Origin of the sequence: Amycolatopsis sp. CA-230715 (genome assembly GCF_018736145.1) — a bacterium.
Taxonomy (GTDB): domain Bacteria; phylum Actinomycetota; class Actinomycetes; order Mycobacteriales; family Pseudonocardiaceae; genus Amycolatopsis.
The window spans coordinates 5,053,386-5,080,188 of the sequence record NZ_CP059997.1 but is presented as its reverse complement, the minus strand read 5'-3'; the positions used below and the strand labels follow the sequence as shown (position 1 = coordinate 5,080,188).

At 71.3% G+C, this 26,803-nt stretch carries 22 protein-coding genes; 8 read left to right on the top strand and 14 right to left on the bottom strand.

Annotation, left to right across the window (positions count from 1 at the left end):
* Positions 1-20: 20 nt before the first annotated feature.
* Positions 21-2,846 (bottom strand): type I DNA topoisomerase, encoded by a 2,826-nt coding sequence (topA, locus tag HUW46_RS24460; RefSeq protein WP_215549490.1) that lies wholly within the window; start codon positions 2,844-2,846, stop codon positions 21-23.
* Positions 2,847-3,116: 270 nt separating this feature from the next.
* Between topA and HUW46_RS24455 the strand changes: the two genes are divergently transcribed.
* Complete coding sequence (locus HUW46_RS24455) at positions 3,117-3,983, top strand: trypsin-like serine peptidase (RefSeq protein WP_215549489.1); 867 nt, start codon at positions 3,117-3,119, stop codon at positions 3,981-3,983.
* A gap of 14 nt (positions 3,984-3,997) precedes the next feature.
* On the opposite strand, the gene HUW46_RS24450 is transcribed toward HUW46_RS24455, so the two are convergent.
* From HUW46_RS24450 to HUW46_RS24440, 3 genes are all read right to left on the bottom strand, one after another.
* Positions 3,998-4,624 carry a hypothetical protein gene (locus tag HUW46_RS24450; RefSeq protein WP_215549488.1) on the bottom strand — a complete coding sequence of 209 codons (627 nt, stop codon included), beginning with the start codon at positions 4,622-4,624 and terminating at the stop codon, positions 3,998-4,000.
* Between the two features lie 60 nt (positions 4,625-4,684).
* Positions 4,685-5,314 (bottom strand): hypothetical protein, encoded by a 630-nt coding sequence (locus HUW46_RS24445; protein WP_254126520.1) that lies wholly within the window; start codon positions 5,312-5,314, stop codon positions 4,685-4,687.
* 186 nt (positions 5,315-5,500) lie between these two features.
* Positions 5,501-7,807, bottom strand: coding sequence for a sodium-translocating pyrophosphatase (locus tag HUW46_RS24440; protein ID WP_215549486.1), 2,307 nt, complete (start codon positions 7,805-7,807; stop codon positions 5,501-5,503).
* A gap of 385 nt (positions 7,808-8,192) precedes the next feature.
* Here HUW46_RS24440 and HUW46_RS24435 point away from each other — a divergent pair, with 385 nt between their 5' ends.
* Positions 8,193-10,583 (top strand): DEAD/DEAH box helicase, encoded by a 2,391-nt coding sequence (locus HUW46_RS24435; RefSeq protein WP_215549485.1) that lies wholly within the window; start codon positions 8,193-8,195, stop codon positions 10,581-10,583.
* Positions 10,584-10,590: 7 nt separating this feature from the next.
* On the opposite strand, the gene HUW46_RS24430 is transcribed toward HUW46_RS24435, so the two are convergent.
* The 8 genes from HUW46_RS24430 to ssd all read right to left on the bottom strand — a co-directional run bounded on the left by HUW46_RS24430 (position 10,591) and on the right by ssd (position 16,419).
* Positions 10,591-11,211, bottom strand: coding sequence for a bifunctional DNA primase/polymerase (locus tag HUW46_RS24430; RefSeq protein WP_215549484.1), 621 nt, complete (start codon positions 11,209-11,211; stop codon positions 10,591-10,593).
* Between the two features lie 435 nt (positions 11,212-11,646).
* Positions 11,647-12,024, bottom strand: coding sequence for an Rv3654c family TadE-like protein (locus tag HUW46_RS24425; RefSeq protein WP_215549483.1), 378 nt, complete (start codon positions 12,022-12,024; stop codon positions 11,647-11,649).
* A complete protein-coding gene (locus HUW46_RS24420) occupies positions 12,011-12,343 on the bottom strand; it encodes a TadE family type IV pilus minor pilin (protein ID WP_442860956.1) in 333 nt (110 codons plus the stop codon). The genes HUW46_RS24425 and HUW46_RS24420 overlap by 14 nt, the downstream gene beginning before the upstream one ends.
* Before the next feature lie 40 nt (positions 12,344-12,383).
* Positions 12,384-12,578 (bottom strand): DUF4244 domain-containing protein, encoded by a 195-nt coding sequence (locus HUW46_RS24415; protein ID WP_254126518.1) that lies wholly within the window; start codon positions 12,576-12,578, stop codon positions 12,384-12,386.
* Between the two features lie 53 nt (positions 12,579-12,631).
* A complete protein-coding gene (locus HUW46_RS24410; protein WP_215549481.1) occupies positions 12,632-13,342 on the bottom strand; it encodes a type II secretion system F family protein in 711 nt (236 codons plus the stop codon).
* Positions 13,339-14,127 (bottom strand): type II secretion system F family protein, encoded by a 789-nt coding sequence (locus HUW46_RS24405; RefSeq protein WP_254126516.1) that lies wholly within the window; start codon positions 14,125-14,127, stop codon positions 13,339-13,341. The genes HUW46_RS24410 and HUW46_RS24405 overlap by 4 nt, the downstream gene beginning before the upstream one ends.
* Positions 14,128-14,164: 37 nt before the next feature.
* Positions 14,165-15,346, bottom strand: a complete 1,182-nt coding sequence (locus HUW46_RS24400; protein ID WP_254126514.1) for a TadA family conjugal transfer-associated ATPase — start codon at positions 15,344-15,346, stop codon at positions 14,165-14,167.
* Complete coding sequence (ssd, locus tag HUW46_RS24395; protein WP_215549480.1) at positions 15,343-16,419, bottom strand: septum site-determining protein Ssd; 1,077 nt, start codon at positions 16,417-16,419, stop codon at positions 15,343-15,345. Before ssd ends, HUW46_RS24400 begins: the two co-directional genes overlap by 4 nt.
* Positions 16,420-16,945: 526 nt before the next feature.
* Here ssd and HUW46_RS24390 point away from each other — a divergent pair.
* From HUW46_RS24390 to HUW46_RS24365, 6 genes are all read left to right on the top strand, one after another.
* Positions 16,946-17,770, top strand: a complete 825-nt coding sequence (locus HUW46_RS24390) for an HAD family hydrolase (RefSeq protein ID WP_254126512.1) — start codon at positions 16,946-16,948, stop codon at positions 17,768-17,770.
* Positions 17,771-18,378: 608 nt separating this feature from the next.
* Positions 18,379-20,214 (top strand): glycoside hydrolase family 3 protein, encoded by a 1,836-nt coding sequence (locus HUW46_RS24385; RefSeq protein ID WP_442860955.1) that lies wholly within the window; start codon positions 18,379-18,381, stop codon positions 20,212-20,214.
* Complete coding sequence (locus HUW46_RS24380) at positions 20,211-21,476, top strand: exo-beta-N-acetylmuramidase NamZ family protein (RefSeq protein ID WP_215549478.1); 1,266 nt, start codon at positions 20,211-20,213, stop codon at positions 21,474-21,476. The genes HUW46_RS24385 and HUW46_RS24380 overlap by 4 nt, the downstream gene beginning before the upstream one ends.
* A 9-nt stretch (positions 21,477-21,485) precedes the next feature.
* On the top strand, positions 21,486-23,234 hold the full coding sequence (locus HUW46_RS24375; protein ID WP_215549477.1) for a serine hydrolase domain-containing protein: 1,749 nt from the start codon (positions 21,486-21,488) through the stop codon (positions 23,232-23,234).
* Positions 23,235-23,398: 164 nt separating this feature from the next.
* On the top strand, positions 23,399-24,397 hold the full coding sequence (locus HUW46_RS24370) for a MurR/RpiR family transcriptional regulator (RefSeq protein ID WP_254126509.1): 999 nt from the start codon (positions 23,399-23,401) through the stop codon (positions 24,395-24,397).
* A gap of 17 nt (positions 24,398-24,414) precedes the next feature.
* Positions 24,415-25,344, top strand: a complete 930-nt coding sequence (locus tag HUW46_RS24365; RefSeq protein ID WP_215550073.1) for an N-acetylmuramic acid 6-phosphate etherase — start codon at positions 24,415-24,417, stop codon at positions 25,342-25,344.
* Between the two features lie 223 nt (positions 25,345-25,567).
* Here the strand turns inward: HUW46_RS24365 and HUW46_RS24360 are convergent, their stop codons facing one another.
* Both HUW46_RS24360 and HUW46_RS24355 read right to left on the bottom strand, forming a co-directional pair.
* Positions 25,568-26,293: an oxidoreductase gene (locus HUW46_RS24360; RefSeq protein WP_215549476.1), complete on the bottom strand. Its 726-nt coding sequence runs from the start codon at positions 26,291-26,293 to the stop codon at positions 25,568-25,570.
* A complete protein-coding gene (locus tag HUW46_RS24355) occupies positions 26,290-26,787 on the bottom strand; it encodes a phosphoribosyltransferase (RefSeq protein ID WP_215549475.1) in 498 nt (165 codons plus the stop codon). Before HUW46_RS24355 ends, HUW46_RS24360 begins: the two co-directional genes overlap by 4 nt.
* Positions 26,788-26,803: the final 16 nt, after the last annotated feature.

Below are 26,803 nucleotides of genomic sequence, written 5' to 3'. Positions count from 1 at the left end.
CACTCGAAGGGACGAGCGGGCTACTTCTTGGCCGGAGCCTTCTTCGCCGGTGTCTTCTTCGCCGTGGTCGCCTTCTTGGCCGGTGCCTTCCGCTTCGGCGCCGGGCCCTTCGCACGCTTTTCCGCCAGCAGCTCGGCCGCGCGGTCCGCGGTCAGGTCCTCGATGCTGTCGGCCTTGCGCAGGGTCGCGTTGTACTCGCCATCGGTCACGTACGGACCGAACCGGCCGTCCTTGACCACCATCGGCTTCCCGGACACCGGGTCGTCGCCGAGCTCCTTCAGCGGCGGCTTCGCGGCGGCCTGGCGCCCGCGGCGCTTCGGCTCGGAGTAGATCTTCAGCGCCTCTTCGAGCGTGATGTCGAAGATCTGCTGCTCGGTCTCCAGTGACCGCGAATCCGTGCCCTTCTTCAGGTACGGCCCGTACCGCCCGTTCTGCGCGGTGATCTCGTCACCGGACTCCGGGTCCTTGCCCACCACGCGCGGCAGCGAAAGCAGCTTCAGCGCGTCGTCCAGCGTCATCGACTCGATCGCCATCGACTTGAACAGCGAGCCCGTGCGCGGCTTCGGGCGCTTCGCCTTCGCCGCCTTCTTCTCCGCCGCGGTGGCCGTCTCGGGCAGTTCCTCCGGCTCGGGCAGCACCTCGGTGACGTACGGCCCGAAGCGCCCTTCCTTCGCGACGATCTCGTGCCCGCTCACCGGGTCGGTGCCGAGCACCCTGCCTTCCTGCGGCGTCGCGAACAGCTTCTCCGCGATCTCCGCGGTCAGCTCGTCCGGCGGCAGGTCCTCGGGCAGGTTCGCGCGCTGCGACGCGCCGTCCACCTCGCGCTCGAGGTACGGCCCGTACCGCCCGACCCTGACCACGACGTCGTGGCCGTCGGAGTCGGTGAACATCGGGATCGAGTTGATCTCGCGCGCGTCGATCCCCTCGACGCTGCCGTCGACGAGCTTCTTCAGCCCGCCGAGCCGCCCGATGGACCCGTCGACGCCCATGTCGCCACCGAAGTAGAACTTCGACAGCCACTGCGTGCGGTGCTCGTCGCCCGCCGCGATGCGGTCGAGCTCGTCCTCCATGCCCGCGGTGAAGTCGTAGTCGACGAGCCGCTCGAAATGCCGCTCCATCAGCCCGACCACGGAGAACGCGATCCAGGACGGGACGAGCGCGGAGCCCTTCTTCCACACGTAGCCGCGGTCCTGGATGGTCTTGATGATCGAGGTGTAGGTCGACGGGCGGCCGATGCCCAGCTCTTCGAGCTTGCTGATCAGGCTCGGCTCGCTGTAGCGCGGCGGCGGCGAGGTGGTGTGCCCGTCCGGGGTCAGCTCCGCCGCGGTCAGCGCCTGGTCCTTGACCAGGTTCGGCAGCCTGCTCTGCTTGTCGTCGGCCTCGCCGCCCGCCTCGCTGTCGACGGACTCGACGTAGGCCTTCAGGAACCCGGCGAAGGTGATCGTGCGGCCGGACGCGGAGAACGTGCACTCTTCGCCACTCGTGGCTGTGCCGGTGATGCGCACCGACATCGTGGTGCCCTTGGCGTCGGCCATCTGCGAGGCGATCGTGCGCTGCCAGATCAGCTCGTAGAGCCGGAACTCGTCGGTGTCGAGGTCCTTCGCGACCTGGCCCGGCGTGCGGAACACCTCACCGGCGGGACGGATCGCCTCGTGGGCTTCCTGCGCGTTCTTCACCTTGCGGGTGTACTGGCGAGGCTTGTCGGCGACGTAGTCCTTGCCGTAAAGCTGCGTGGCCTGGCTGCGCGCCGCCGAGATCGCCGTCTCCGACAGCGTCGTCGAGTCGGTACGCATATAGGTGATGTAGCCGTTTTCGTACAGCCGCTGGGCGATCCGCATCGTCCGGTCGGAGGTGAACCGCATCTTGCGGCCCGCCTCCTGCTGCAGCGTCGAGGTCATGAACGGGGCGTACGGCCGCCGGGTGTACGGCTTCTCCTCGACGCTGGTGACGCTGAAATCGCGCGCCCGCAGCGCCTGGGCCAGCCGGTTCGCCTCGGCCTCGTCCAGGATCCGGACCTCGGCCTTGCTCGACGCCGCCTTGAGCTGGCCGTCCGCGCCGAAGTCGCGGCCGGTGGCCAGCCGCGCGCCGTCCACGGCGACCAGCCGTGCCGGGAAGTTCCGCGGCGTGGCGTCGGCGCCCGCGTCCATCGTGGCGCCGATGTCCCAGTACGAGGCGGAGGTGAACTTCATCCGCTCGCGCTCGCGCTCGACCACGATCCTGGTCGCGACCGACTGCACGCGGCCTGCCGAGAGCTTCGGCATGACCTTCTTCCACAGCACGGGGCTGACCTCGTAGCCGTAGAGCCGGTCGAGGATGCGGCGCGTTTCCTGCGCGTCGACCAGGTCGCCGTCGAGCTCGCGGGTGCTCTCCGCGGCCGTCTGGATGGCCTGCTCGGTGATCTCGTGGAACACCATCCGCCGGACCGGCACCTTCGGCTTGAGCGCCTCGAGCAGGTGCCAGGCGATCGCCTCGCCCTCGCGGTCGGGGTCCGTCGCGAGGTAGAGCTCGTCGACGTCCTTGAGCAGCGACTTCAGCTCGGTGACCGTGGACTTCTTGTCCGGGGTGACGATGTAGAGCGGCTCGAAGTCGTTGTCCACGTCGACGCCGAGGCGGGCCCACGACTGGCCCTTGTACTTGGCCGGCACGTCGGCGGCGCCGCGGGGCAGGTCGCGGATGTGGCCGCGAGAGCTCTCCACGACGTAGTTGCGGCCGAGGTAGGGCGCGATCTTCTTGGCCTTGGTCGGCGACTCGACGATGACCAGCCGACGTCGCCCGGCGCCGTTCGCACCGGTACCGCTCTTGTTGGTCCGTGCCGATCCAGCCACGCTGTCCCGCTCTCCGCTCATCCCCGCCGCACTCGCGGCGCCTGTTCGACCCGTCAGTGTGCACGCAACGGGCCGCTTCCCTGCGCTCAGGTCGCGCAACACGCCGTCAGGTGTTACTCCCAGCGCATCGGAGACGATGGCGACGGCGTTTCTATTCCACACCTAGCACGTGGCGAGCGGCTCGGGACACCTGGGCCCACGGTGACCGGGCGAATACCCGCCGTTCGCAGGTGGTGGGCCCGCCGGGCCAGCTGTTGACTTACTCCACCGACCACCCGAAAGGAACCCACTATGACCAGGCGATTCGCCAGAGTACTCGGCACCGCCGTCGCCGGGGCCGCGCTCGCCATGACCATGGGCGCGATCCCGGCCACCGCCGCGACCGCGGCACCGGCGGCGCCGGGATCCGGAGCCGCGGCTGTCGACTACACCGGCATCATCAAGCTGAGCAACTGCTCCGGCTCGCTCGTGCGGCTGCCCGCGTCGCAGGACTCCGACCCGGCGCTCGCGCTCACGAACGGGCACTGCAACGAGAACGGGATGCCCGGCCCCGGCGTCGTGCAGGTGAACAAGCCGTCGAGCCGCACGATGACACTGCTCGGCCAGAACGGCCGGTCGCTCGGCACGCTCCGCGCCAACAAGATCGCCTACAGCACGATGACCGACACCGACGTGACGCTCTACCAGCTGGACAAGACCTACGCCCAGATCGCGAGCACGCTCAAGGGCAAGGCGCTCACGCTGTCCGACGCGAAGCCCGCCGCGGGCTCGGCGATCAGCATCAAGTCCGGGTACTTCACCCGCACCTGGACCTGTTCGATCGACAAGTTCGTCTACCAGCTCCGCGAGGGCGACTGGACCTGGAAGGACTCGATCCGCTACACCTCGACCTGCGACACGATCCACGGGACCTCGGGCTCGCCGATCATCGACGACGCCAGCAACAAGGTCGTCGGCGTGAACAACACCGGCAACGACGACGGCGAGCGGTGCACGCTCAACAACCCGTGCGAGGTCGACCAGAACGGGCAGGTCACCTACCAGCAGGGCCTGACCTACGGCCAGCAGACGTACTGGTTCGCGAACTGCGTTTCCGCGGGCAACCGCATCGACCTGGCCAAGCCGGGCTGCGTGCTGCCGAAGCCGAAGCGCGTTTAGCCCGCTAAACGTCGTCAGGACGCTTCCGCTCGCCTGGCCGGGATTTCCTCCGGCCAGGCGAGTTCTGCTTCCGGCGGGGCCTTCCCGACCAGCTCGCCGAGCGTGGCGAGCCGCCGTCGCCCCGACACGCGGATCGCGGGGCCGCCGGCGCGCGGCCCGAGCGTCTTCCCGCCGAGGCCGGATCCCCGCAGCGCGGCGGCGAGCGGTTCGTGCGTTTCCGGCGCTTCTTCGTCCAGCGGCAGCACGTAGCCCTTCTCAGCCCGCCAGCCGCTCGCCAGCGCCCACAGGCGCAACACGGCACCGTCGAGGTGGAAACCGGGCGGAACGGCCTTCTCGGACGCTCCTGGGCCCCGGGAGCCGCCCGCGCACTCCCAAGCCACGGACATCGGCAGCAAATCGGCCCGGAACGCGGTGCGCACGAGCAGGCCGCCGTCCTCGCCGGTGACGACCTCCGCCCGCACCCCGCGCAGCGCGAACTCGCCGAGCAGGACCCTGGCCCGCCACCGGTCGCCGACCAGCACGGACAGCCGCGCCGCGGTGCGGCCGAACGAGACCAGCCGCCCGTGGCCGCACAGCACCCCGGCGAGATCGTCGATCCGCGGGCCGCTCGCCTCGGCGGAGAAGAACGACAGCTGTTCCACGGCAGCCAGGATAGAACACGCGTTCGATTCCGGCCGCCGCCACGCCAGCGCGGATCCCGGTCAGCGCGTCCCTGGCTGGCTCAGGCTCGCGGACGGGCCGCCGTGGTTCGTCAGCTGCTGGCACGACACGGCCTGCGCGCTCGCCGTGGACAGCTCCGGCACGGTCGTGAACCCGTCGAGCAGGCCGATCTTCGACACCTCGTCGATCGGGCCGCTCGCCGCGCTCAGCGCGTCCTTCGCGCTCGGGTCGCCCGGCGGCGTCGAGTCGACCCGCTGGCGCGCGGCGGCCACCTTGGCGCGGGCGCCGCTGAACGTCTCGATCGCCGTGTCGCGCACGCCCTCGCCCGACCGCACCGGGGACGGCGGCAGCTGCCGGAGCTGCTGCAACGTGTCGTCGAGGCCGGTGATCATGGTGCCGAGGAGCTTGCTCGAGGTCTGCAGCGCGCGTTCCGTGCTCGACGGGTCCACCGCGGGCATCACCGACAGGGACTGCACGAGCTTGCCCACCGCGAGGCAGTATTCGTCGGTCCAGCGGACGGTCGGCGCCTGTTGCTCGGCTTCACCACGCGAGATGCCAGGGCCGTCCGGTTCGGCACCCGGCGAAACTCTCTGTGGCTGCTGCCCGCACGCGGCAAGGGAAAGTCCCAGAACGGAGACCAGCGCGGCAAGAGCGGTCTTTCCCGGCCGCACGCGAACACCTCCCGTGGTTGTGGGCGCAGCGGACTCGACGGTACCGGCCAAGTGGCCTAACGCAAGTCGCCGGGCTCGACAGGGCGTGATCAATCGTCACGAGGTGTCGCCGGAAGGGGCACGGACGAAAAAGAACGGGTCCGTCACGCACGATGCGTGACGGACCCGTCCGGTTCGTTCACCCGGTCAGGAAGCGGTGGCTCCCGCCGGGGTGTCGCTCGGCGTGTCCGCGATCTGGGTGCCGCGGCGCTTGGACACCACGATCGCGACCGCGATCACCAGCACCGCGACGACCGCGATGGCGATGCGCAGCCCCGCCGAGGCGTCCGGGCCGACGGAGAACTGCACGATCGCGGGCGCGATCAGCAGCGAGACCAGGTTCATCACCTTGATCAGCGGGTTGATCGCCGGGCCGGCGGTGTCCTTGAACGGGTCGCCGACGGTGTCACCGATGACGGTCGCCTCGTGGCCTGGCGAGCCCTTGCCACCGTGGTTGCCGTCCTCGACCAGCTTCTTCGCGTTGTCCCACGCACCACCGGAGTTGGCGAGGAACACCGCCATCAGCGTGCCGGTGGCGATGGCGCCTGCCAGGTACCCGGCGAGCGCGCCGGTGCCGAGGCCGAAGCCGACCGCGATCGGCGCGAACACCGCGAGCAGGCCGGGCGTGGCCAGTTCGCGCAGCGAGTCGCGGGTCACGATGTCGACCACGCGGCCGTACTCGGGACGCGCGGTGCCCTCCATGATCCCGGTGATCTCCCGGAACTGGCGGCGCACCTCGTAGACCACCGCGCCAGCGGCGCGGGAGACCGCGTTGATCGCGAGCCCGGAGAACAGGAACACGACCGCCGCGCCGATCAGCACGCCGACCAGCGTGTTCGGCTGAACGATGTTGTCCATGAACGACTTCGGCACCGAGTTCGGGTCGCCGCCGTTGGCGAACACGTCGCGCAGCGCCTGCTTGATCGAGTCCTGGTAGGACCCGAACAGCGCGGTAGCCGCCAGCACCGCCGTCGCGATCGCGATGCCCTTCGTGATGGCCTTGGTGGTGTTGCCCACCGCGTCCAGCTCGGTGAGGGTCTGCGCGGCCTTCTCGTCGACGTCGCCGGACATCTCCGCGATGCCCTGCGCGTTGTCCGAAACCGGGCCGAAGGTGTCCATCGCGACGATGACGCCGACCGTGGTGAGCAGGCCGGTTCCGGCCAGCGCCACCGCGAACAGCGCCACCGTGCCGCCGAGCAGGTAGGCCCCGAACACCGCGCCGCCGATCACGATCGCGGTGTACACAGCGGACTCGAAGCCGACCGAGAGGCCGGACAGGATGACCGTCGCCGCACCGGTTTCCGAGGTTTTCCCGACGTCCTTGACGGGCTTGTACTCGGTGCCGGTGAAGTAGCCGGTGAGCCACAGGATGATGCCGGCCAGCACGATGCCGATGATCACCGCGAAGGTGGCGATCACCGCCGGGTTGCCCTCGGTGCCCGCGAACGCGTCGCCGAAGCCCGCGAAGTTGCTGGGCAGGAAGACGAACGCGGCGACCGTGCACAGCACCGCCGAGATCAGCGCCGAGATGTAGAACGATTTGTTGATCGTCGTCAGGCCGCTCTCGGTGGACTTCGCCTTCGTGATGTAGACGCCGATCACCGCGGTGATCACGCCGATGGCTGGCACGATCAACGGGAAGAGCAGGCCCTTCGTGCCGAAGGCGACGCTGCCCAGGATCAGGGCGGCCACCAGGGTCACCGCGTAGGACTCGAACAGGTCCGCGGCCATGCCCGCGCAGTCACCCACGTTGTCGCCGACGTTGTCGGCGATCGTCGCGGCGTTGCGCGGGTCGTCCTCGGGGATGTTCTGCTCGACCTTGCCGACCAGGTCGGCGCCGACGTCGGCGGCCTTGGTGAAGATACCGCCGCCGACACGCATGAACATCGCGATCAGCGCGGCACCGAACCCGAAGCCTTCGAGCACCTTCGGCGCCTGGCCCGCGTAGGCGAGCACGACGACCGCGGCACCGAACAGCCCGAGCCCGACGGTCGCCATGCCGACCGCGCCACCCGTGCGGAAGGCCACGCGCGTGGCCTTCTCCCGCCCGCCTTCCTCGCGCGAAGCGGCGGCCACCCGCAGGTTCGCCTGCGTGGCCAGCCACATGCCGAGGTAGCCGATCGTGAACGAGAAACCCGCTCCGATCAGGAAGAACACCGAACGGCCGATCCGCTCGCCGATGTCTTCGGCCGGTAGGGCGAGCAGCAGCAGGAACACCACCACGCCGAAAATGGCGAGTGTGTTCCGCTGCCGCTTGAGGTAGGCGGCCGCGCCTTCCTGCACCGCCTTGGCGATCTCCTGCATCTTCGAGGTGCCCTGGCCGGCGGCCAGCACCTCCTTCAGCAGGAAGTAGCCAACGACGAGTGCGGCAAGGGCGACCACGGCGACCACAGCCACGATGCTGTAGTCACCTCCGGAGAGCTCTAAGCCCTCCGCGAGGAACTGCCGGGACATCCGTCCTCCTGGATAACGTCGCCTGAGGCCGGGCGCCGGCCGTGGAACCCGCCGACGCTGGCCTGGGATACCGAGCGGCACCCCGGACGCCGGAAAGCCCACGGGCTTCGGCGCGTGGTGCGCGGCCGCCCGCGGAGCTCACCGGCGATCCGGCATGACGCTCGCCACATGGAGTGTGGTTCGCCGGAGTGTATTGGTACTGCATCCCGCTTCTGCAAGGCGTCCCGGCCAGAACACGCAGCGTAGTAGGTGTGAGACTGCTCACGAAGCCGCTTTTCGAGGTGCGGCAAGGACTTCTCGCCGCGCTCCGGTACCGCCTTTCGCGTGCCTCCGCCGTCACGGACGGTCGTACCGCGTTGTCGTACCCCTGTGCGAAGCTCGGCACGTGGACGAGGGCTCGGGGGTTTCGGCGCACGGACGGGCGCGGCATCTGCTCGGCAGGGTCACCGCGGGCATCCCGGCGGACGAGAACCCGGTGACCCACGTCGCCGATCAGCCCGCCCGCGCCGCCCGCACCACCGAGTGGCCGTCGTGGGCCGCGCCGCGGGTCGTCGAAGCGCTGCGGGCCAGCGGTGTGTGCGAGCCGTGGGAGCACCAGGTCGAAGCGGCGGCGCTCGCGCACGGCGGGCAGCACGTCGTGGTCTCCACCGGGACGGCGTCCGGGAAGTCGCTCGCCTACCAGCTCCCGGTGCTTTCCTCACTCGTCGAGGACGACAAGACGTGCGCCCTCTACCTGTCGCCGACGAAAGCGCTCGGCGCGGACCAGCTCCGCTCGGTGTCCTCTTTGGACCTGCCGGGCGTCCGCGCGGCCGCCTACGACGGGGACACCGCGATGGAGGAACGCGACTGGGTCCGCGCGCACGGGCGCTGGGTCTTCACCAACCCTGACATGCTGCACTTCGGGATACTCGGCGCGCACGCGCGATGGGCGCGCTTCTTCCGCAGACTCGCCTACGTGGTGGTCGACGAATGCCACGGCTACCGCGGCGTCTTCGGCTCGCACGTGGCGCTGCTGCTGCGCAGGCTCCAGCGGGTGGCGAAGCGGTACGGCTCGTCACCGGTGTTCGTGCTGGCGTCGGCGACCACGGCCGATCCGGCCGAGTTCGCGAGCAGGCTCACCGGGCTCGACTGCGCCGCCGTGCGGGACGACGCGTCGCCCCGCGGCGCGCGGACCGTCGCGCTGTGGGAGCCGCCGCTGCTCGACAGCCTCTCCGGCGAGCACGGCGCGCCCGTCCGCCGCTCCGCCGGTGCCGAAGCGGCGCGGATCCTCGCCGAACTCGTGATCGAAGGCGCGCGCTCGCTCGCGTTCGTCCGGTCGCGCCACGGCGCCGAACTCACCTCGCTCGGCGCGCGGCGCATACTGTCCGAAGTGGACTCCGAGCTGCCAGGGCTGGTGGCCGCCTACCGCGCCGGGTACCTGCCTGAGGAACGCAGGGCGCTGGAAAAGGCTCTGCTGAGCGGAAAACTGCTCGGGGTCGCGACGACGAACGCGCTCGAACTCGGCGTCGACATCGCGGGGCTCGACGCGGTGGTACTCGCGGGCTACCCCGGCACGCTGGCGTCGTTCTGGCAGCAGGCTGGCCGCGCCGGGCGCTCCGGCGACGAAGCGCTCGTGCTCTTCGTCGCGCGGGACGACCCGCTCGACACGTATCTGGTGCACCACCCCGCCGCGATACTCGACCGCCCGGTGGAAACGGCGGTGCTCGATCCCGGCAACCCGTACGTGCTCGCGCCGCAGCTCGCCTGCGCGGCCGCCGAACTACCGCTCACCACCGCGGAGCTCGACGCGTTCGGTGGCGAGGCGGCGAAGGCGGTGCTCGACGATCTCGTCGCCGACGGGGTACTGCGGCGGCGGGCGAGCGGCTGGTACTGGACGGCACGCGAACGCCCGCACGGCGACGTGGACATCCGCGGTTCCGGTGGCGAGCAGATCGCGGTGGTGGAGGCGGAAACCTCCCGGATGCTCGGCACGGTGTCACCGGGTTCGGCGTGCACCGCCGTGCATCCCGGCGCGGTGTACCTGCACCAGGGTTCGTCCTATGTGGTCGACGAGCTCGACCTCGAAGGCGGGCTGGCGCTCGTGCACGCGGAGGACCCGGAGTGGAACACCGCACCGCGCCAGGTCGTGGACATCTCGGTGCTGAACACGGTGCGGCGGGAGGACTTCGGGGAGGTGACGGTGTGCCTCGGCGAGGTCGCGGTGACCGAGCAGGTGGTGGGGTACCTGCGGCGCCTGCCGTCCGGGGCGGTGCTCGACCAGATTCCGCTGGACCTGCCGGAACAGGTCCTGCGCACGCGCGCCGTCTGGTACACGCTTTCGGATGAGCTGCTTTCGGGGACCGGGGAGAGTGGCAGGGCGCCGGGGGGCGCCGGACTGGATCCGGCGCGCGTCCCCGGCGCCCTGCATGCCGCCGAACACGCGGCGATCGGCCTGCTACCGCTGTTCGCTACGTGCGACCGCTGGGACATCGGCGGGGTGTCTACCGCGTTGCACTCGGACACCGGGGAGGCGACGGTGTTCGTGCATGACGGCCATCCCGGGGGTGCGGGATTCGCCGATCGCGGTTTTGCCGCTTTGGTCCCGTGGCTGGCCGCTACGCGGGAGGCGATCGTCTCCTGCGAGTGCCCGGCGGGATGCCCGTCCTGTGTGCAGTCACCGAAATGCGGGAACGGCAACGAACCACTGGACAAGGCGGGGGCGGTGGCCGTACTGGATGCCGTGCTCGGGGCTTTGCGTCGTCACGGCGGCCGGTCCGGCCACTCTGGTGGTCGGTGAGTGGTGGTCAGGCCGCGGAACGGCTCGCCGCTGCCAGCGGCGGAACCGTTTCGGCCTCTTCGTCGAGCGCGCGCACCAGAACCTCGTGCACTGCCTCGGCTTCGGGCAGCTGCCAGCCCCACACCTCGGGCTTGACCCGCCAGTGCACGACACCGTGCTGGAACGGGGTGGGCGGCAACGGGATCCAGCTGTCCTCGCCGTGCAAGCGGACGCCGTCGTGCGCGGCCAGTTCGGCGGGGACCCGCTCGGCGACCTTGGTCAGGAACAGCCAGCGGCCGTTCGGCATCGCGACGATCGGCGCGGGGTGGCCGAGCGCGCGCAGCAGGCGGGCGGCCCGCTTGCCGACCGTGGCGTCGACCTCGACCGCGTCGAGCACGATGCCGGTCGCCACGAGCAGGCTGTACTGGTTGCCCGTCCACCACTCGGCGATCCGGTGCGGGTGCGCGCCGAGCTGCTCGCGCCAGTTCTCGTGCGCCGGGACGGGACCGAACCACGGGGTGTCCCCGCCCGGGGCCGGGCACGTGCCCGGGAGCACCGGCCAGCCGCGCGAAGCGAGGCCGATGGCCTCGGCACGCAGCTCGATCCCGAACGCGCCACGCCAGCTGTCCGACCAATCGGTGTCCAACATCGTCCTGCTTCTACCTCTCTGGGGGTCCTGCGCCTGTGGGGGCGCCTCCGAACCCGTTGTCGCCGGGTGTGACGCGCCGTTGGTGTCTGATCTCACTCAACGGCAATTTGCAGATCGCCGGAAGCGGCGCTCGACAACCGGCGGTTACGGGACGGTGAACGCACGGCAGAGGTTCGCCCCGCCGAACAGCGCGGGCCCCGTGGTGCGCGACAAGCGGTCTGGACCAGGCAACCGTCCGTGATCCGCGATCCGAGCCTCCTTTTCGTTGACACGCAACGTATTCGGGCGAACAACAGGGAGAAACCGGCCCGTCGGACGACGACCGTTCGCCGCGCCCGGCCTACCGCTGCTCGTGCGGCGGCCATCACACTCGTCCGGGCGAAGCCGACCGTTCACCGTGCGGCGCGCAGATGACCGGCACGGCCCGCGGACCGCTCAGCGTCCAGCGACCGCTCGCCCCTCCTTCCCGACCGGCCCCGCCCGCGCCCGCGCCGAGGCGGGGCCGAACCGGTCGAGCGGGCGCGGCGGCGGACAGTCGACCTCGACGAGCGCGTCCCAGCCCGCCAGGCGACAGCTCACCAGCCGGGTGCCCATCCGAACCGCCACCAGGCCCGCCTGCGCGCACGCCGCCTGCTCACCGTCGGCTGCCCGCCCCGCCGCGGCCAAGGCCGCGAGGTCCGCTGCCCCGCCCGCCCGGTGCCGGGTGAGGGCGGCCGCGCCGCCGCAGATCACCAGCGCCGCGATGGACAGGAGCGCCGCGATCGCCGTCGCGGCCCACACCGTGGCGTACCCGCGCTGATCAGCCGCCCGCACGCCCGCTCCCTTCCCCCGGTTCCAGTACCGCGTAGGCCGTGCCGTGCAGGTCGATGGGCAGCATCCCGCCGAGCGCTGCGGCGTGGACGTCGACCTGCACCGCGCCCGCCTCGCCGGTGGTGGTCAGCACCGCGCCGGGCGGACCGATCTCGGCGACCGCCCGTTCCGCGAGCGGCCGCTGGCCGCGCGCGATGAGCCTCGCCGCCTCGCTCGCCGCGTCGGTGCACCGGAGCTGACCGGACACCGCGGCGAACCCCGCGAGGACGAGCCCGAGCACGAACACCAGCGCGCACACCGCGATCGCCGCTTCGACCGTCACGGCGCCGGCCTCGGGGTCCCCTCGCGCGGTCGCCGGGACGTCAGCGCTTGAAGTCGAGCGCATCGCGCACCAGTCCCGTCAGGGCGTCGACGATGCCGTCCCCGGTGACGATCACGTAGAGCACGGCCGCGAACGCCGCCGCCGCGATCGTGCCGATCGCGTATTCGGTGGTGCTCATGCCGTCGTCGCCGTCGAACAGCCCGAACGGGTCGGACCGGAGGTAGTGCCTTCGCATGGTGGTTCCCCTTCTCGTTTGTTCGTCCTTTGTGGATAGTCCGGTGCGGATGGTCAGTGCGGGATCGTGAGCGTGCTCGCGAGCCCGATGACCACCGGCACCACGCCGAGGCACAGGAACGCGGGCAGGAAGCACAGCCCGAGCGGCCCGGTGATCAGCACGCCGGCGCGCTGCGCACGGGCCTCGGCTTCGTCCGACAGGCGCGCCCTCGCCTGTGCGGCGAGATCCGCGGCCGCGGAGGCGAGCTCGGCGCCGGACCTCGCGGTGCGCCTGGCCGCCCTGGCCAGTTCGGCGGTCGCCGGGAGCTCGGCGGCGGGCGCCCACGCCTCGGCCGGGTCGGCTCCCATCGCGAGCAGCCTCGCCGCGGCGCGCAAAGCGTTCGCCACCTCGCCGGGAGCACCGCCCGCGACGGCTTCGACCGCCGTCGGCACCGGCAACCCGGCGCGCAAGCACGCGGCGAGGAGATCCCACGTCGCCGCGAGCCGCTGCGGTTCTGCCGGGCTCCTGGCGCGCCTCCTGATCACGAGCAGCCAAGCCACCGCGCCGCACGGGACCGCGAGTACGGCCCCCACCGGCCAGCCGCCGAGTGTGAACGCCACGGCCCCGGCGGCGAGCGCCACCAGAAGTGCGAGCGATCTGGCGTCCGGGACCCGCCGAGGGCGGCGCTCAGCCGGAAGCAGCCGCCGGAGACGGTGCCGCGCCAAGCTCGGCGATGGGGACACGAGCAGGGCGAGCGAGCACGCCAGCACGGCCGGGGCGATCATCGTGCCACCGCCCGCTCGGTCACCCGCGAACTCCACACGACGCCACCGAACAGCAGCGCGCACCCGGCGACGGCCAGCAGCTGGCCCGCTGTCGTCCCGGTGAGCACCCGCACCGGGGAAGCACCCATCGCCTCACCGAGCGCGACCCCGAACACGGGCAGCAACGCCAGCACCGCCGCGCTGGCACGCGGCCCCGCCATGCGCGCCTCGCATTGGGCCGCGAAGGCGGTCTCGGCGACCACACCGCGGCGCACCGAATCGGCGGCCTCGGCCAGCGGGACACCGTGTTCGTCCGCGAGCGCCCACGCGCGGCGCAGTGCGTCCGTCGCTCCGCCCGCGTGGTCACGGGGAACCGTGCCGAGCCTGGCGTGCCCCGCCAGCTCGCGCAGTTCGCCCGCGAGCGCGGGCGGGCAATCCTCGGCCGCGACCTCGACGGCCCGTGCCGGATGTGCCCCGGCGCGGAGTTCGGTCACCATCGCGCGCATCGCGTCGGCCAGCGCCGCCGCGCGGGTGTGGCGGTCGCGCGACCGGCTCCGGGCACGCCACCGGCAGCGGACCGCGGCGACGAGCAATCCCGCCGCGATCGCGGCGGCCGGACCGCCTGCCACCGCGGCGAGCGCGACCACGCCCACCGTCGAGGCGACACGCCACCAGCCCGCGGGCAACCGCCAAGAGCGGGTGCCGGATCCCGCCAACCCTCGCAGGCGCGCGGTCGAACCGGCCGCGGGCCAGGAAAGCAGGGCACAGCCGGACAACAGCAGCGAGCACGTCACCACGACGGCCACGCCCTTCCGGGAAACCGTTGCGCACCAACGGCGGGAGTCACCACGGCGGCCGCACCCCCCGCGTGCCGAGCAATCGCTCGAACCGGCCGCGGTGCTCCGTCCACCGGCCCTCCGTCCACACCGGACGAATGGTGACCGCACCGTCCACACGCGACACCAGGCCGATTTCGGCGAGCCGCCTGCCCGCCGGGCGCCGCCGCATGTGCAACACGACCTGGACGGCCGCGCCGAGCTGGCTGTGCAAGGCGGGCCTCGACAGGCCGCCGAGCGCGGCGAGCGCCTCCAGCCTCGCCGTCACCTCGGACGGCGAGTTGGCGTGCAGCGTGCACGCCCCGCCTTCGTGGCCGGTGTTGAGCGCGGCGAGGAGTTCGCAGACCTCCCTGCCGCGCACCTCGCCGACGACGAGGCGGTCCGGGCGCATGCGCAGCGCCTGGCGCACGAGGTCGCGCACCGTGACCTCTCCCGCGCCCTCGACATTCGGCGGGCGCGCGGTCAGCCGGACGAACTGCGGATGCCGCGGTTGCAGTTCTCCGGCGTCCTCGACGCAGACGATGCGCTGGTCCGCCGGGATCTCGCCGAGCAGGGCGGCGAGCAGGGTGCTCTTGCCCGCGCCGGTGGCCCCGGTGACCAGGAACGCGAGCCGCGCGGCGACGACGGCCCTGACCACGCGCTCGCCATCGCCGTCGAAGGTGCCGAGCCTGGCCAGCGCGGGCAGGTCGTGCGCGGCGGGCCGGAGCACCCGCAGTGAAACGCACGTGCCCTCGGCCGCGATCGGCGGCAGCACCGCGTGCAGCCGGATCCTGCCGTGCGGGCCGTCGCCGGGCAGCCAACCGTCCACAAAGGGCTGTGCGTCGTCCAGCCGCCGCCCGGCCGCGAACGCGAGCCGCTGCGCGAGCCTGCGCACCGACTCCTCGTCCGCGAACTCGGTGTCCACTCGGCGCAGGCCGGAATCGCCGTCCACCCACACTTCGCGGGGCCCGGTGACGAGGACATCGGTGACCCCCGGCTCCGCCAGCAGCGGTTCGAGCGGCCCGGCGCCGAAGAACTCCCTGCGCACGGACCGCAACGCGGCCAGCACGTCGCCGTGACCGACGGGACCTCCCGCCTCCGCGCGAACGGCGTCGGCGACGGCCTCCGGATCATCGCCGGTGCCGCTGCCCGCGAGGCGCAGCCGGACGCGGCGGACCAGGTCAGTGGCCGCCGCTTCCTGCCCGATCACAACAGGACCCGTTCCGCGGTGCGCGGCGTGGTCAGTTCACTGAGGACGGTGCGCGCGGCCCTGCCGAGCGCGCTGCGGGGCCGTGGCTCGAACTCGCCCCGTTCCACCGCTTTCGGCAGCCATCGGTCCGAGGCCATCGTGGTGAGCATCGGCGCACCGACCGATTCGGCGACCTGTTCGGCGGTCACGCCGCTCGGCGACGGGCCGCGCACGACGAGCCGCACCTTGTCCGCGTACCGGCCGAACCGCCGCAGCACGCATTTCGCCGCGACACAGGCGCGAAGTTCCATCGGCACGACGAGCACGGCGAGATCCGCGCGGTCCAGCACCGCCATCGCGGCGGCGCCGGGACTTCGCGGCAGATCGCACACGACCAAGTACCCGGCCCGCCGCCCCGCTTCGACGACGGTGGCGGCCGCCTGCGCCGCGGGCCCCTGGCCGTCGTGGTCGCACGCGACGAACGGCAGTTCACCGTGCACCGTCCGGCGGCGCGGCAGCGCGGCGTTCAACGCGGGCATCGACACCCCGCCGGAGCCGAGGCGCAGCTCCGGCCAGCGCAGCCCGGTGTCGAACTCCGCGCCCAGCAAGAGATCGATCCCGCCGCCGAGCGGATCGCAGTCGACCAGCATCGCGGTGCCTTCGGTGGCCGCGCGCAACGCCACCGCCGCGGCGAAGACCGACGCGCCCGCGCCGCCCCGCCCGCCGGCGACCGCGAGCACGCGCCCGCCAGGGACGTCCGGGCCGTCCACGACTTCGGCGAGCGCGGCGAGCAGGCCCGCCTCGTCGTCCGGCAGCGAGATGACCTTTTCCACGCCGTTGCGGAAAACGTGCTGCCAGGTGGCCGGTTCCGGCGGTCCCTTGCTGACCAGCACGACCTTCGCCCGCCGCGGCAACGGCCCGCCGGTCGCCGTGCGCTCGTCGACGAGCACCAGCGGCGCGTGCTCCCAGCTCTGCTTCGCCGCCAAGAGATCGGGCGCGCATTCGGTTTCGCAGCCCGCGGCGGCGGCCAGCCGCAGGATCTCGTCGAGCAGTGTCGGATCGCTCGCGACGACGAGCGGTCTCTTCCCGGTCATGTGCTCCCCCAAGGGTTCCCGAGGCATCCGGGGTGTCAGCGCGCAGCCGCGCCGATACCCGGTGCCGACCCGTCCGGTGGATCCGCCACCGCGTCCGGGCCTCCACCGTCGCGCCGATCCGGCGACGCGGACAAGAGCGATCGGGCCCGCCTGTGGACAACCGGGGTGCTGTGGACAACCCGGCCCGCGCGGGCACCGCCGGAACGGGAAATGTCGGTGCGTGGTGGGATGATCACGCGCACGCGGACCGTGCCCGGCAACGGTGGGAGAGGAAAAGGGGCGACCCCCGCCAGGGGGGAGGGACGGGGGTCGCCGAGGGTTCAGCCCCGGGGGGTCGGACTGAACCGGGCCGGTCGGAACACCGGATACCCCAACTGTAACCCGGTTCGGGGCGAAACCGCGCTCACCTGCGCACCCACAATTCGGTAACAGCACAAAGCAATCGATTTCCTTTGCCTGCCGTTAATTTTCCCCTCGCGCGATGTCGCCGGGTGGTGTCCCGCCCGCCACCTCCTATCCTGGCGAGGTGGCCGAACCCCGCCGAACACCCAGCGCACCGGAAGCAGCACGGAAACCGGTTGCCGCCTTCTTCGATCTCGACAAGACGATCATCGCTTCGTCCAGCGCGCTCGCGTTCAGCAAACCGCTGCTGCGCCAGGGACTGATCAACCGCAGGGCGGCGGTGAAGAGCGCGTACGCGCAACTCGTCTTCGCGCTTTCCGGTGCGGATGCGGGAAAAACGGAGCGGATGCGGGCGCAGATCTCGGCGCTGTGCGCGGGCTGGGACGTGGCGCAGATCCGGTCGATCGTGGCCGAGGCGCTGCACGACGTGGTCGATCCGCTGGTCTACGCCGAAGCGGCCGACCTCATCGCACGGCACCGCGCCGAAGGGCACGACGTGATCGTGCTGTCGGCCACCGGGGAGGAGGTGGTGGCACCGATCGCGGACATGCTCGGCGCCACCCGCAGCGTCGCGACCCGGATGCGGGTGGTGGACGGCCGCTACTCCGGCGAGGTCGACTTCTACTGCTACGGCGAGCACAAGGCGAACGCGGCGCGCGAACTCGCCGCCACACACGGCTACGACCTCGCCGACTGCCACGCCTACACCGACTCCAGCACGGACCTCCCCCTGCTGGAGGTGGTGGGTCACCCGCACGCGGTGAACCCGGACCGCGAACTGCGGCGCGCGGCCGACGAGCGGGGCTGGCCGGTGCTCGCCTTCGCGAAACCCGTTTCCCTGCGGACACCGGTCGTGCCCGCGCTCGCGATCGGTCTCGGCGCCGGGACGATCGCCGCGGCGGCGACGTGGTACGGACTGTCCAGGAAGAGCCGGAAACGATCCAGTTAGTACAGACGGTCGCCGTGCGCGCCGCGGGCCACTCACACGGCGGTAGGGAGAACGCTGATTTTCCCGGAATAACAGGGTTTTCGCCCACCCGCTGAGGTTTCCGGACGCGGTCCGTCACCAAAACGGTGCGTCTGTACCGGTGCACCCGTCTGCGCTCTTGAAGTGACGGCCATCACTGAGTACAAAGTGAGGTGCGGACATCTTCCCGGCCAGGGACAAGGCGAAGATAAGCCTTGAGCCACCCCGGAAAGAACTCCGTGCGCGGACTCCAGGCACCCACGCGCAGCACGCCGCGGGAGGCTTGTCGTCTAGGGACTGCGTACCGGGACGCCGGACGCCGAGTCCAGGTAGGTACGACTGGAGTTGCACGCTTGGTCACCTGAGCAGTCCGCGCTAGTGGGCGGCGCCCGCTGACATCGTCGGCGGGCGCCGCCAGCTTTTTTGTCACTCGCGGGTGACGGGTCCAAGACAATCGAGGGAATCGATAGCGGTGAGTAGGCCAAACGGCACAGTCGGTCGTTGACCTGCGGGGGTTCGGTGACTAGCTTCCCAGTGCCGGTGGATTCGGGTCAGAAGTTTCCCGTGCCGCCCGACGCTGGGAGGTCGCCTTGCGCACCGATGGATTTCGTCCCCGGAGGACACATGCCCTCACCGCTGCCTGCGCGGCCGCGCTCGTGCTCGCCGGATGCGCCTCGGCACCGCAGGAGGCCCAGGTGACCCCGCAGGCGGCGCAGAAGCCGGACGAGGCGGCCGCCTACGCCGCGCGGACGCTCGCCGGGATGTCGCTGGAGCAGAAGGTCGGCCAGCTCTTCGTCGCAGACGTGTGGGGCAAGTCGGCGGACGAGGCGAACGCGGGCAACCAGAAGAAGTACGGCGTCGACACCCCCGCGCAGGTGGTGCGGCGCTACGGGGTCGGCGGCGTCATCTACTTCAACAACGCGGGCACCGACAACGTGGACAACCCGGCCCAGGTCGCGCGCTTCTCGAACGGGTTGCAGCACGCCGCGCTCGGCACCGGCGCGCGCGTGCCGCTGATCATCTCGACCGACCAGGAGGGCGGCCGCGTCACCAGGATCGGCGCGCCGGCCACCGAATACCCGTCCAACATGGCGATCGGGGCGGGCCGCAACGCGGGCGACGCGCGCACGCTGGCCGCGATCAGCGGCCACGAACTGCGCGCGATGGGCATCGGCCAGGACTTCGCGCCGGACGCGGACGTGAACTCGAACCCGCTCAACCCGGTGATCGGCTCCCGCTCGTTCTCCGCGGACCCGACCCTCGCCAGCAAGCTCGTCGCCGCGGAAATCGACGGCTACCAGCGCGCGGGCGCGCCGACAGACACGGTCGCCTCGGCTGCGAAGCACTTTCCTGGACACGGTGACGCGGCAGAGGACAGCCACACCGGGCTGCCGGTGATCAAGCGGTCGGCCGAGGAGTGGCGCAAGATCGACATGCCGCCGTTCCAGGCCGCCGTCGACGCCGGTATCGACGTGATCATGAGCGCGCACATCACGGTGCCGAGCCTCGACCCGTCGGGTGAGCCCGCGACGCTGTCGAAGCCGATCATGACCGGGCTGCTGCGCGACGAACTGCACTTCGACGGTGTGGTGGTGACCGACTCGCTGCAGATGGAGGGCGTGCGGAAGCTGCACCCCGACGCGGAGGTCCCGGTGCTCGCGCTGGAAGCGGGCGTGGACCAGATGCTGATGCCGCCGGACCTGACCGTCGCCGTCAAGGGCGTGGTGGACGCGGTGCACAGCGGGCGGCTGACCGAGCAGCGCATCGACCAGAGCGTCACGCGAATCCTGAAGCTGAAGTACAAGCGCGGGATCCTCGCGAAGCCGTTCGCCGACGAGGGCGCGGTGGACCGGACGGTGGGCACCCGCCGCAACCTCGAGCAGGTCCAGAAGCTGACCGACCGCACGACGACGCTCCTGCGCGACGACAAGAAGGCGCTGCCGCTGCGCGGGAACGGTCCGGTGCTGGTCGCGGGCTGGAACAATCCGGCCTACCCCGGTTACCCCTCGGATCCGGTGACCTCGCTCGCGAAGGCGCTGGGCCCGCGCGCGAAGGCGCTGCCGACCGGCGCCTCGCCCGCGCAGGCGAAGATCGACGAAGCGGTCGCGGCGGCGAAGGGCGCGGAGACCGTCGTCGTGCTGACGAACGGGCTGCGGAGCAGCGCGCCCCAGCGAGCACTGGTGGAAGCGCTTAAGGCGGCCGGAAAACCCGTCGTCGCGGTGGCCGTGCAGGAACCGTACGACCCCGGGTTCGCGGACGTGCCGACGTGGCTGGCCACCTACGACTGGCGCGACGTGACGATGCGCTCGCTCGCGAAGGTGCTGACCGGGCAGAACAAGCCGCTGGGCAAGCTGCCGGTGAACGTCCCGACCGGCGCGGACCCGGCGAAGGTGCTGTTCCCGTTCGGTCACGGGCTTTCGTGGTGACCGTCAACCGCAGGCGCTTCATCGCGGGCGGGGCGATCGCGACGCCGTTGCTGGCGGCGGGGTCGATGCCCGCCACCGCGCAAGAACCGCAAGAAGCGCAGGCGCGCCGGGTGACGGCGGGCGCGGATCTCGCCGCGGCCGACGGCTGGAGCTCGCTCTCGGGGCGCAAGCTCGGCGTGCTGTCCAATCCGACGGGCGTGCTCGCGAACCTCGACCACGTGGTGGATTCGATGGTCGCGGCCGGGGTGAAACCGGTGGCCGCGTTCGGCCCCGAGCACGGGTTCCGCGGCAGCGCGCAGGCGGGCGGGTCCGAAGGCGACTACACGGACCCGCGCACCGGAATCGGAGTCTACGACGCGTACGGAGTGGACGCGCCGAAGCTGGCGGGGATGTTCACCAAGGCGGGCGTGGACACCGTGGTGTTCGACATCGCCGACGTCGGCGCGCGGTTCTACACCTACATCTGGTCGCTGTACACCGCGATGGTGGCGGCGGCGAAGGCGGGCGCGGCGTTCGTCGTGCTGGACCGCCCGAACCCGATCGGCGGCACCGTTTCAGGCCCGGTGCTCGACCCGGCGTTCGCCTCCGGGGTGGGGCGCAAGCCGATCGCGCAGCAGCACGGGATGACCGCGGGCGAGCTGGCGCGCCTGTTCGCCGGGGAATTCCTTCCCGCCGAAGGGGTTCCGGCACTGGAGTTGACCGTCGTACAAGTGCGGGGCTGGCGCCGGGACGCGGTGTTCGCGCGGACCGGTCTGAAGTGGACACCACCGAGCCCGAACATGCCGACGCCCGACACCGCGCTGGTCTACCCCGGCACCGGGATGTTCGAGGGCACCGTGTTCTCCGAAGGCCGCGGCACCACGCGCCCGTTCGAGACGATCGGCGCGCCGGGCCTCGACTGGCGGTGGCGCGACGCGCTCGGTGGCAGCGGACTGTCCGGAGTGGACTTCCGCGAGACCTACTTCGTGCCGACCTTCGGCAAGTTCGCGGGCGAAACGTGCGGCGGCGTGCAGCTGACCGTGACCGATCCCGGCTCCTTCGACGCGATCCGCACCGCGGTGACCATGTTCGTCACCGCGAAACGGCTGCACCCCGACAAGTTCGGCTGGCGGCCGGACAACTTCATCGACAAGCTCTCCGGGTCCGCGCGGCTGCGCACGATGGTGGACGCGGGCGCGGGTGTCGACGAGGTCACCGGTGCCTGGCGAGACGAGCTGGCGCGGTTCGCCCATCGACGGCGGCAGTACCTGATCTACCGGTGAGGAGCGGCGATGCGGGCTGGCAAACTGGGGGTCGCGGCCGTGACGGCCGTTCTGGCCTTTTCCACCGCGGGAGCGAGCGCGATCGCCACACCTGAGCGCCACGACAGCGGCCGTTTCGACCGGCCATGGCACGGATTCTCGCCCGCGCGCACCGTGCTGCGCGACGGCGACCCCGCGGCGGCGGGGCTCGACCCGGCGCCGCTGAAGGCCGTCGAACAACGCGTCGACGACTGGACGAAACCCGGCCCGAGCGGGCATCCGCTGTTTTCCGGCGCGGTGGGCCTGTGGGTGCACGACGGTGTCGTGGTGGACCGGCACGCCGTCGGCGGTGCGCTGCGGTACGCCGACGGCAAGGGCACCGAGCTGCCGCCGTCGCAGCAGGTGCCGATGCGCGAGGACACGATCTTCGACATGGCGTCGATCTCGAAGCTGTTCACCTCGATCGCGGCCATGCAGCTCGTCGAGCGGCACCAGCTCGATCTGGCCGCGCCGGTGGCGAAGTACCTGCCGGAGTTCGCCGTCAACGGCAAGGAATCCGTCACCGTCCAGCAGCTGCTGACGCACACCTCCGGGTTCGACGCGGACCCGACGCCGTCGTTGTGGGAGGGCTACCCCGACATCCCGAGCAGGCGCAAGGCGGTGCTGGACAGCCCGCTGAAGTTCGCGCCGGGCAGCAAGTACTTCTACTCCGATCTGAACCTGATGACGCTCGGCTTCCTGGTCGAGAAGCTCACGGGGTCCACTTTGGACGCGGTGGTGCGCGATCGGATCACCGCGCCGCTGGGGATGACCGACACCGGCTACAACCCGCCCGCGGACAAGCTCGGGCGGGTCGCGGCCACGGAGTTTCAGACGACTCCGCCGCGCGGCATGGTGCGGGGGCAGGTGCACGACGAGAACGCCTGGTCGCTCGGCGGCGTCTCGGGGCATGCCGGGGTGTTCTCGACGGCGCGGGACATGGCCGTGCTCGGGCAGGCGATCCTGAACGGCGGCACCTATGCCGGGCATCGGATCCTGCGCGAGGACACCACGCGCGCGATGCTGACGAACCACATCGAGGGCCTTCCCGACGTGCACGGGCTCGGGTTCGAACTCGACGAGATGTTCTACATGGGCGGGCTGTCGTCCCCGGTCACCGGCGGCCACACGGGTTACACCGGCACCACGTTCGTGATCGACCCCGGGTCGCGGTCGGTCGCGGTCCTGCTCACCAACCGCGTGCATCCGAACCGCGGCTGGGGCTCGATCAACGACGCGCGCGAGGCGTGGGCGACGGCGCTCGCGCGCTCGATGGCGGTCCGGCCCCGCTCGGGCCGCGATGCCTGGTTCAGTGATATTGGCAACATGAGCACCGCGACGTTGACCACCCCTCCGCTGCGTCCGCGTAACGATTCGGTGCGCGCGAGCTTCTCCGCGTTCGTCGATACCGAGACGTCGGACACGCTCGCGCTCGAGGCGAGCACAGACGGCACGACGTGGCAGCCGGTGCCGGTCCGCGCCTCCGGGCCGGGCGCTCCGGAGGGTGTCGTGAACGCTGTGTCCGGGCACGGCCACCGCTCGTGGTGGCGCATTCGGGGAGAAATTCCCGCGAACGGGCCGGTCAGCCTGCGGTGGCGGTACACGACCGACAAGAGTTACACGGGTCGCGGCGTGCTTGTAGACGGAATTCGCGTCAGCAGCGGCGGCCGGACGATTCTCGACGGCGAACACGATCCGTCATCACTCACCGCATCCGGCTGGCGACCGAGCACCAGGTAGGGCGAGAGGTCACTCTTCGAACACGACACTAAGTTGCCAAGTCGTTAACAAGTGGACGTTAACAAGTCTGACTTGGTTGGCGACTTTCTTGGCAACTGAGTCGAGAGTGGCCCGCGCCCCGCGGGTTGCATTCATCCCGAAGGATGTGGGTAACCTTGTCTCAAATGCCGACGGTTAGTAACTTTCCCACGTCGCCTGATACTGGCGGCGTGGCCACGCTTCCCGACACCGTGACCCCGGTCGCCGTGCCGGGACGCGACGCCGACTCGAGCCCGCTGGTCAAGATCCGCTCGCTGCTGCCGGGCCTCGCCAGGGCCGAGCAGCGCGTCGCGAAGGTCGTGCTCGACGACCCGTCCAGCGTCGCCCGTCGCAGCATCACCGAGGTCGCCCAGTCCGCGAACACCAGCGAGACGACCGTGACCCGCTTCTGCAAGGCCATCGGCGTCGGCGGCTACCCGCAGCTGCGCATCGCGCTCGCCGCGGACACCGCGCGCACGGAGGCCCGCTCCACCCGCAACCTCGGCGGCGAGATCGGCCCCGGCGACGACCTCGCGTCCGTGGTCGGGAAGGTCAGCTTCGCCGACGCGCGCGCCGTCGAAGAGACCGCGGACCAGCTCGACGTGAACACCCTGCAGCAGGTCATCGACATCCTCGCCGAATCGGGCCGCATCGACGTCTACGGCGTCGGCGCGAGCGCGTTCGTCGCCGCGGACCTCCAGCAGAAGCTGCACCGCATCGGCAGGGTCAGCTTCGCGTGGTCGGACACGCACATCATGCTGACCTCGGCCGCGGTGCTCCGGCCAGGCGACGTCGCGATCGGCATCTCGCACACCGGCGCCACCACGGACACCGTCGAGGCGTTGCGCGTCGCGCGCGAGCACGGCGCGATCACCGTGTCGCTCACCAACTTCCCGCGGTCCCCGGTCACCGAGGTCTCCGACCACGTGCTGACCACGGCCGCCCGCGAAACCACGTTCCGCTCCGGCGCCACCGCGAGCCGGATCGCGCAGCTCACCGTCATCGACTGCCTCTTCATCGGCGTCGCGCAACGGCACATGGACGACGCCGTCAGCGCGCTGGACGCGACGAGGGACGCGGTCGGCTCACACCGGCTCGGGGTCAGGCCGGACGGCAGACGACGTCCGAGGGAGACCGGGAAATGAGCGAAAAAGTGAGGCGCATGATGACCGTGCCGCGCCAGGTCGTGCACGTCGATTCTCCGACCGAACAGCGGAACCCGCGCACCACCGACATCGACCTCATGTCGACCGTCGGCATCCTCGGCATGATCAACGCCGAGGACCGGCGCGTGCCCGACGCGGTCAACGCCGTGCTGCCGAGAATCGCGAACGCGGTCGACTACGCCGTCGAAGCCCTGCGGGGCGGCGGCCGGGTGCACTACGTCGGCGCCGGCACGTCCGGGCGGCTCGCCACCCTCGACGCCGCCGAACTGGTCCCGACCTACAACGTGCCGCCGGACTGGTTCGTCGCCCACCACGCCGGTGGCGCGCGTGCGCTGCGCCAAGCCGTCGAAAACGCCGAGGACGACGCGAAGGCGGGTGCCGCCGAAATGCGCGAGCACGTCCGGCCGGGTGACTTCGTGCTCGGGCTGACCGCGTCCGGCCGCACCCCGTTCGTGCTCGGCGCGCTCGAAGCCGCCAGCAGGCTCGGCGCCAGGACCGGCCTCGTCTCCGGGAACCCCGGCGCGGTGAAGCCCGCGGGCGTCGACGTGCTGATCGCCGTCGACACCGGGCCGGAAGCGATCGCGGGGTCCACCAGGATGAAGGCGGGCACCGCGCAGAAGATCGTCCTGACCGCGTTCTCGACCGCCACGATGATCCGGCTCGGCCGCACCTATTCGAACCTCATGGTGAGCATGCGCGCCACCAACGCCAAGCTCCGCGGGCGGACCCTGCGGATCCTGCGCGAGGCCACCGGGATGAGCCCGCAGGACTGCTCCGACGCGCTGGAAGCGGCCGACGGCGATCTGAAGGTCGCGCTCGTGCACCTGCTCGGCGGCGTCGCGGTCGGCAAGGCCAAGGACGCGCTCGCCGAAACCGACGGGCACGTGCGCAACGCGCTCGACACCCTGCACGTCCGGGCGGGGTAGCGGACGGGCCGCCTTAACCTCGGAGGCGGCTTTCCTTTCCCCGGCGGGCTTTCCGCTCGCACCTGTACGAGAAGTCCCTTTCGTACGCCTAGGGGAGCCCCTGATTTCAACATTACCTTGGCGCACCGACACTTCTGGTCGCCGTGGTCGAGGCCCGGCTGCGGCGACCAGGCCGAGCCCCGTGACCCAGGCCGGGCCGACGCGCCCCGGGCCGCCGAAGCCGTCAGCTGACGGCTTCGGCGATTCCTCGTGCTTCCTTCGCGCCCCGTTCCAAGGCGTCGCACCAGAAGAGCAGCCACGCGCGCACGCCGTCGGGTTCGCCGCTCGCGAACCCTTCGGCGGCGCCGAGGTACTGCTTCACCCGGCGGAAGCACGCCACCTCCGGCACCGTCAGCGCCTTCGGGTCGAGGCCGGTCGCGACCATGCTCAGCCGCGCCGCCGCGCGCGCGACGACGCCGGCCGCGGTGCCGAAGGGCCGCAACGCGAGCAGTTCCCCGTGCACCACCGCGGTGAGCACGGGGCCCGGCACCGAGGTCGCCCCGGTCACCAGCTGGCCGAGCAGTTCCAGCCGCGTGCCCGTGCCCTCGCTCGGGCGGCCCAGCTCGTCGGGATCGGTGACGAGATCGGCCGCGGCCAGCACGTGCAGTTTCGCCAGCGCCTGCGACGGGGCGCGGCGCCAGGTCGGCAACAAGCCTTCGAGCGCTTCGGCGACGCGGAGCGCACCGGCGAGCACGGGGTCGGACACCGCGCCCTCGGCGGGGATCTCCGGGTCCGCGCCGTCGATCGCGGCCGACGCGCGGGCCGCGCGCACGGAGGCCTCCGCGGCCGTCGCCGAGCCGTCACGCAGGTTCGCGCGATGCCGGTGCACGGCGAACACGGCGTCCTGCGCCGACTTCGCCGCCTCGGCGACGCCGTCGAGTTCGAGCAAGGGGCGCAACGGATCCGTCATGCGTCGAGCACCTGCCCCTCGCGGCGCACCACGGGCGGGGCGACCGACCACGGGAAGTTGATCCACCGGTCGGTGTGCCGCCACACGTACTCGCACTTGACCTCGGAACGCGGCTTCTCGTAGACCACCGCGCAGCGCACTTCGGCGACGTGGTCGGCGCAGAAGTCCCGCACCAGCTTCAGCGTCGCACCGGTGTCCGCGACGTCGTCGGCGACCAGCACGGTGGCCCCGGTCAGATCGACCGCGTTGGGCACGGGCGGCAGCATCACCGGCAGGTCGAGCCGCTCGTCAACACCGGTGTAGAACTCGACGTTCATCACGTGCAGGTTCTTCACGTCCAGCGCGTACCCGAGCGCCCCCGCCACGAACAGGCCGCCCCGCGCGATCGACAGGACCAGATCGGGCGCGAACCCGTCGTCCGCGATCGCCTGCGCCAGTTCCCTGCTGGCCGATCCGAACAGCTCCCAGGTGAGCTCTTCCCGCTCCTCGGCCATCGGTGTCCTCCTCGCC

Coding starts and splice junctions, on each gene's coding strand:
- topA (WP_215549490.1), bottom strand. CDS start 2,846: ATGAGCGGAGAGCGGGACAGCGTGGCTGGATCGGCACGGACCAACAAG.
- HUW46_RS24455 (WP_215549489.1), top strand. CDS start 3,117: ATGACCAGGCGATTCGCCAGAGTACTCGGCACCGCCGTCGCCGGGGCC.
- HUW46_RS24440 (WP_215549486.1), bottom strand. CDS start 7,807: ATGTCCCGGCAGTTCCTCGCGGAGGGCTTAGAGCTCTCCGGAGGTGAC.
- HUW46_RS24430 (WP_215549484.1), bottom strand. CDS start 11,211: ATGTTGGACACCGATTGGTCGGACAGCTGGCGTGGCGCGTTCGGGATC.
- HUW46_RS24415 (WP_254126518.1), bottom strand. CDS start 12,578: ATGCGAAGGCACTACCTCCGGTCCGACCCGTTCGGGCTGTTCGACGGC.
- HUW46_RS24410 (WP_215549481.1), bottom strand. CDS start 13,342: ATGATCGCCCCGGCCGTGCTGGCGTGCTCGCTCGCCCTGCTCGTGTCC.
- ssd (WP_215549480.1), bottom strand. CDS start 16,419: ATGACCGGGAAGAGACCGCTCGTCGTCGCGAGCGATCCGACACTGCTC.
- HUW46_RS24375 (WP_215549477.1), top strand. CDS start 21,486: ATGCGGGCTGGCAAACTGGGGGTCGCGGCCGTGACGGCCGTTCTGGCC.
- HUW46_RS24370 (WP_254126509.1), top strand. CDS start 23,399: ATGCCGACGGTTAGTAACTTTCCCACGTCGCCTGATACTGGCGGCGTG.
- HUW46_RS24365 (WP_215550073.1), top strand. CDS start 24,415: ATGATGACCGTGCCGCGCCAGGTCGTGCACGTCGATTCTCCGACCGAA.
- HUW46_RS24360 (WP_215549476.1), bottom strand. CDS start 26,293: ATGACGGATCCGTTGCGCCCCTTGCTCGAACTCGACGGCGTCGCCGAG.
- HUW46_RS24355 (WP_215549475.1), bottom strand. CDS start 26,787: ATGGCCGAGGAGCGGGAAGAGCTCACCTGGGAGCTGTTCGGATCGGCC.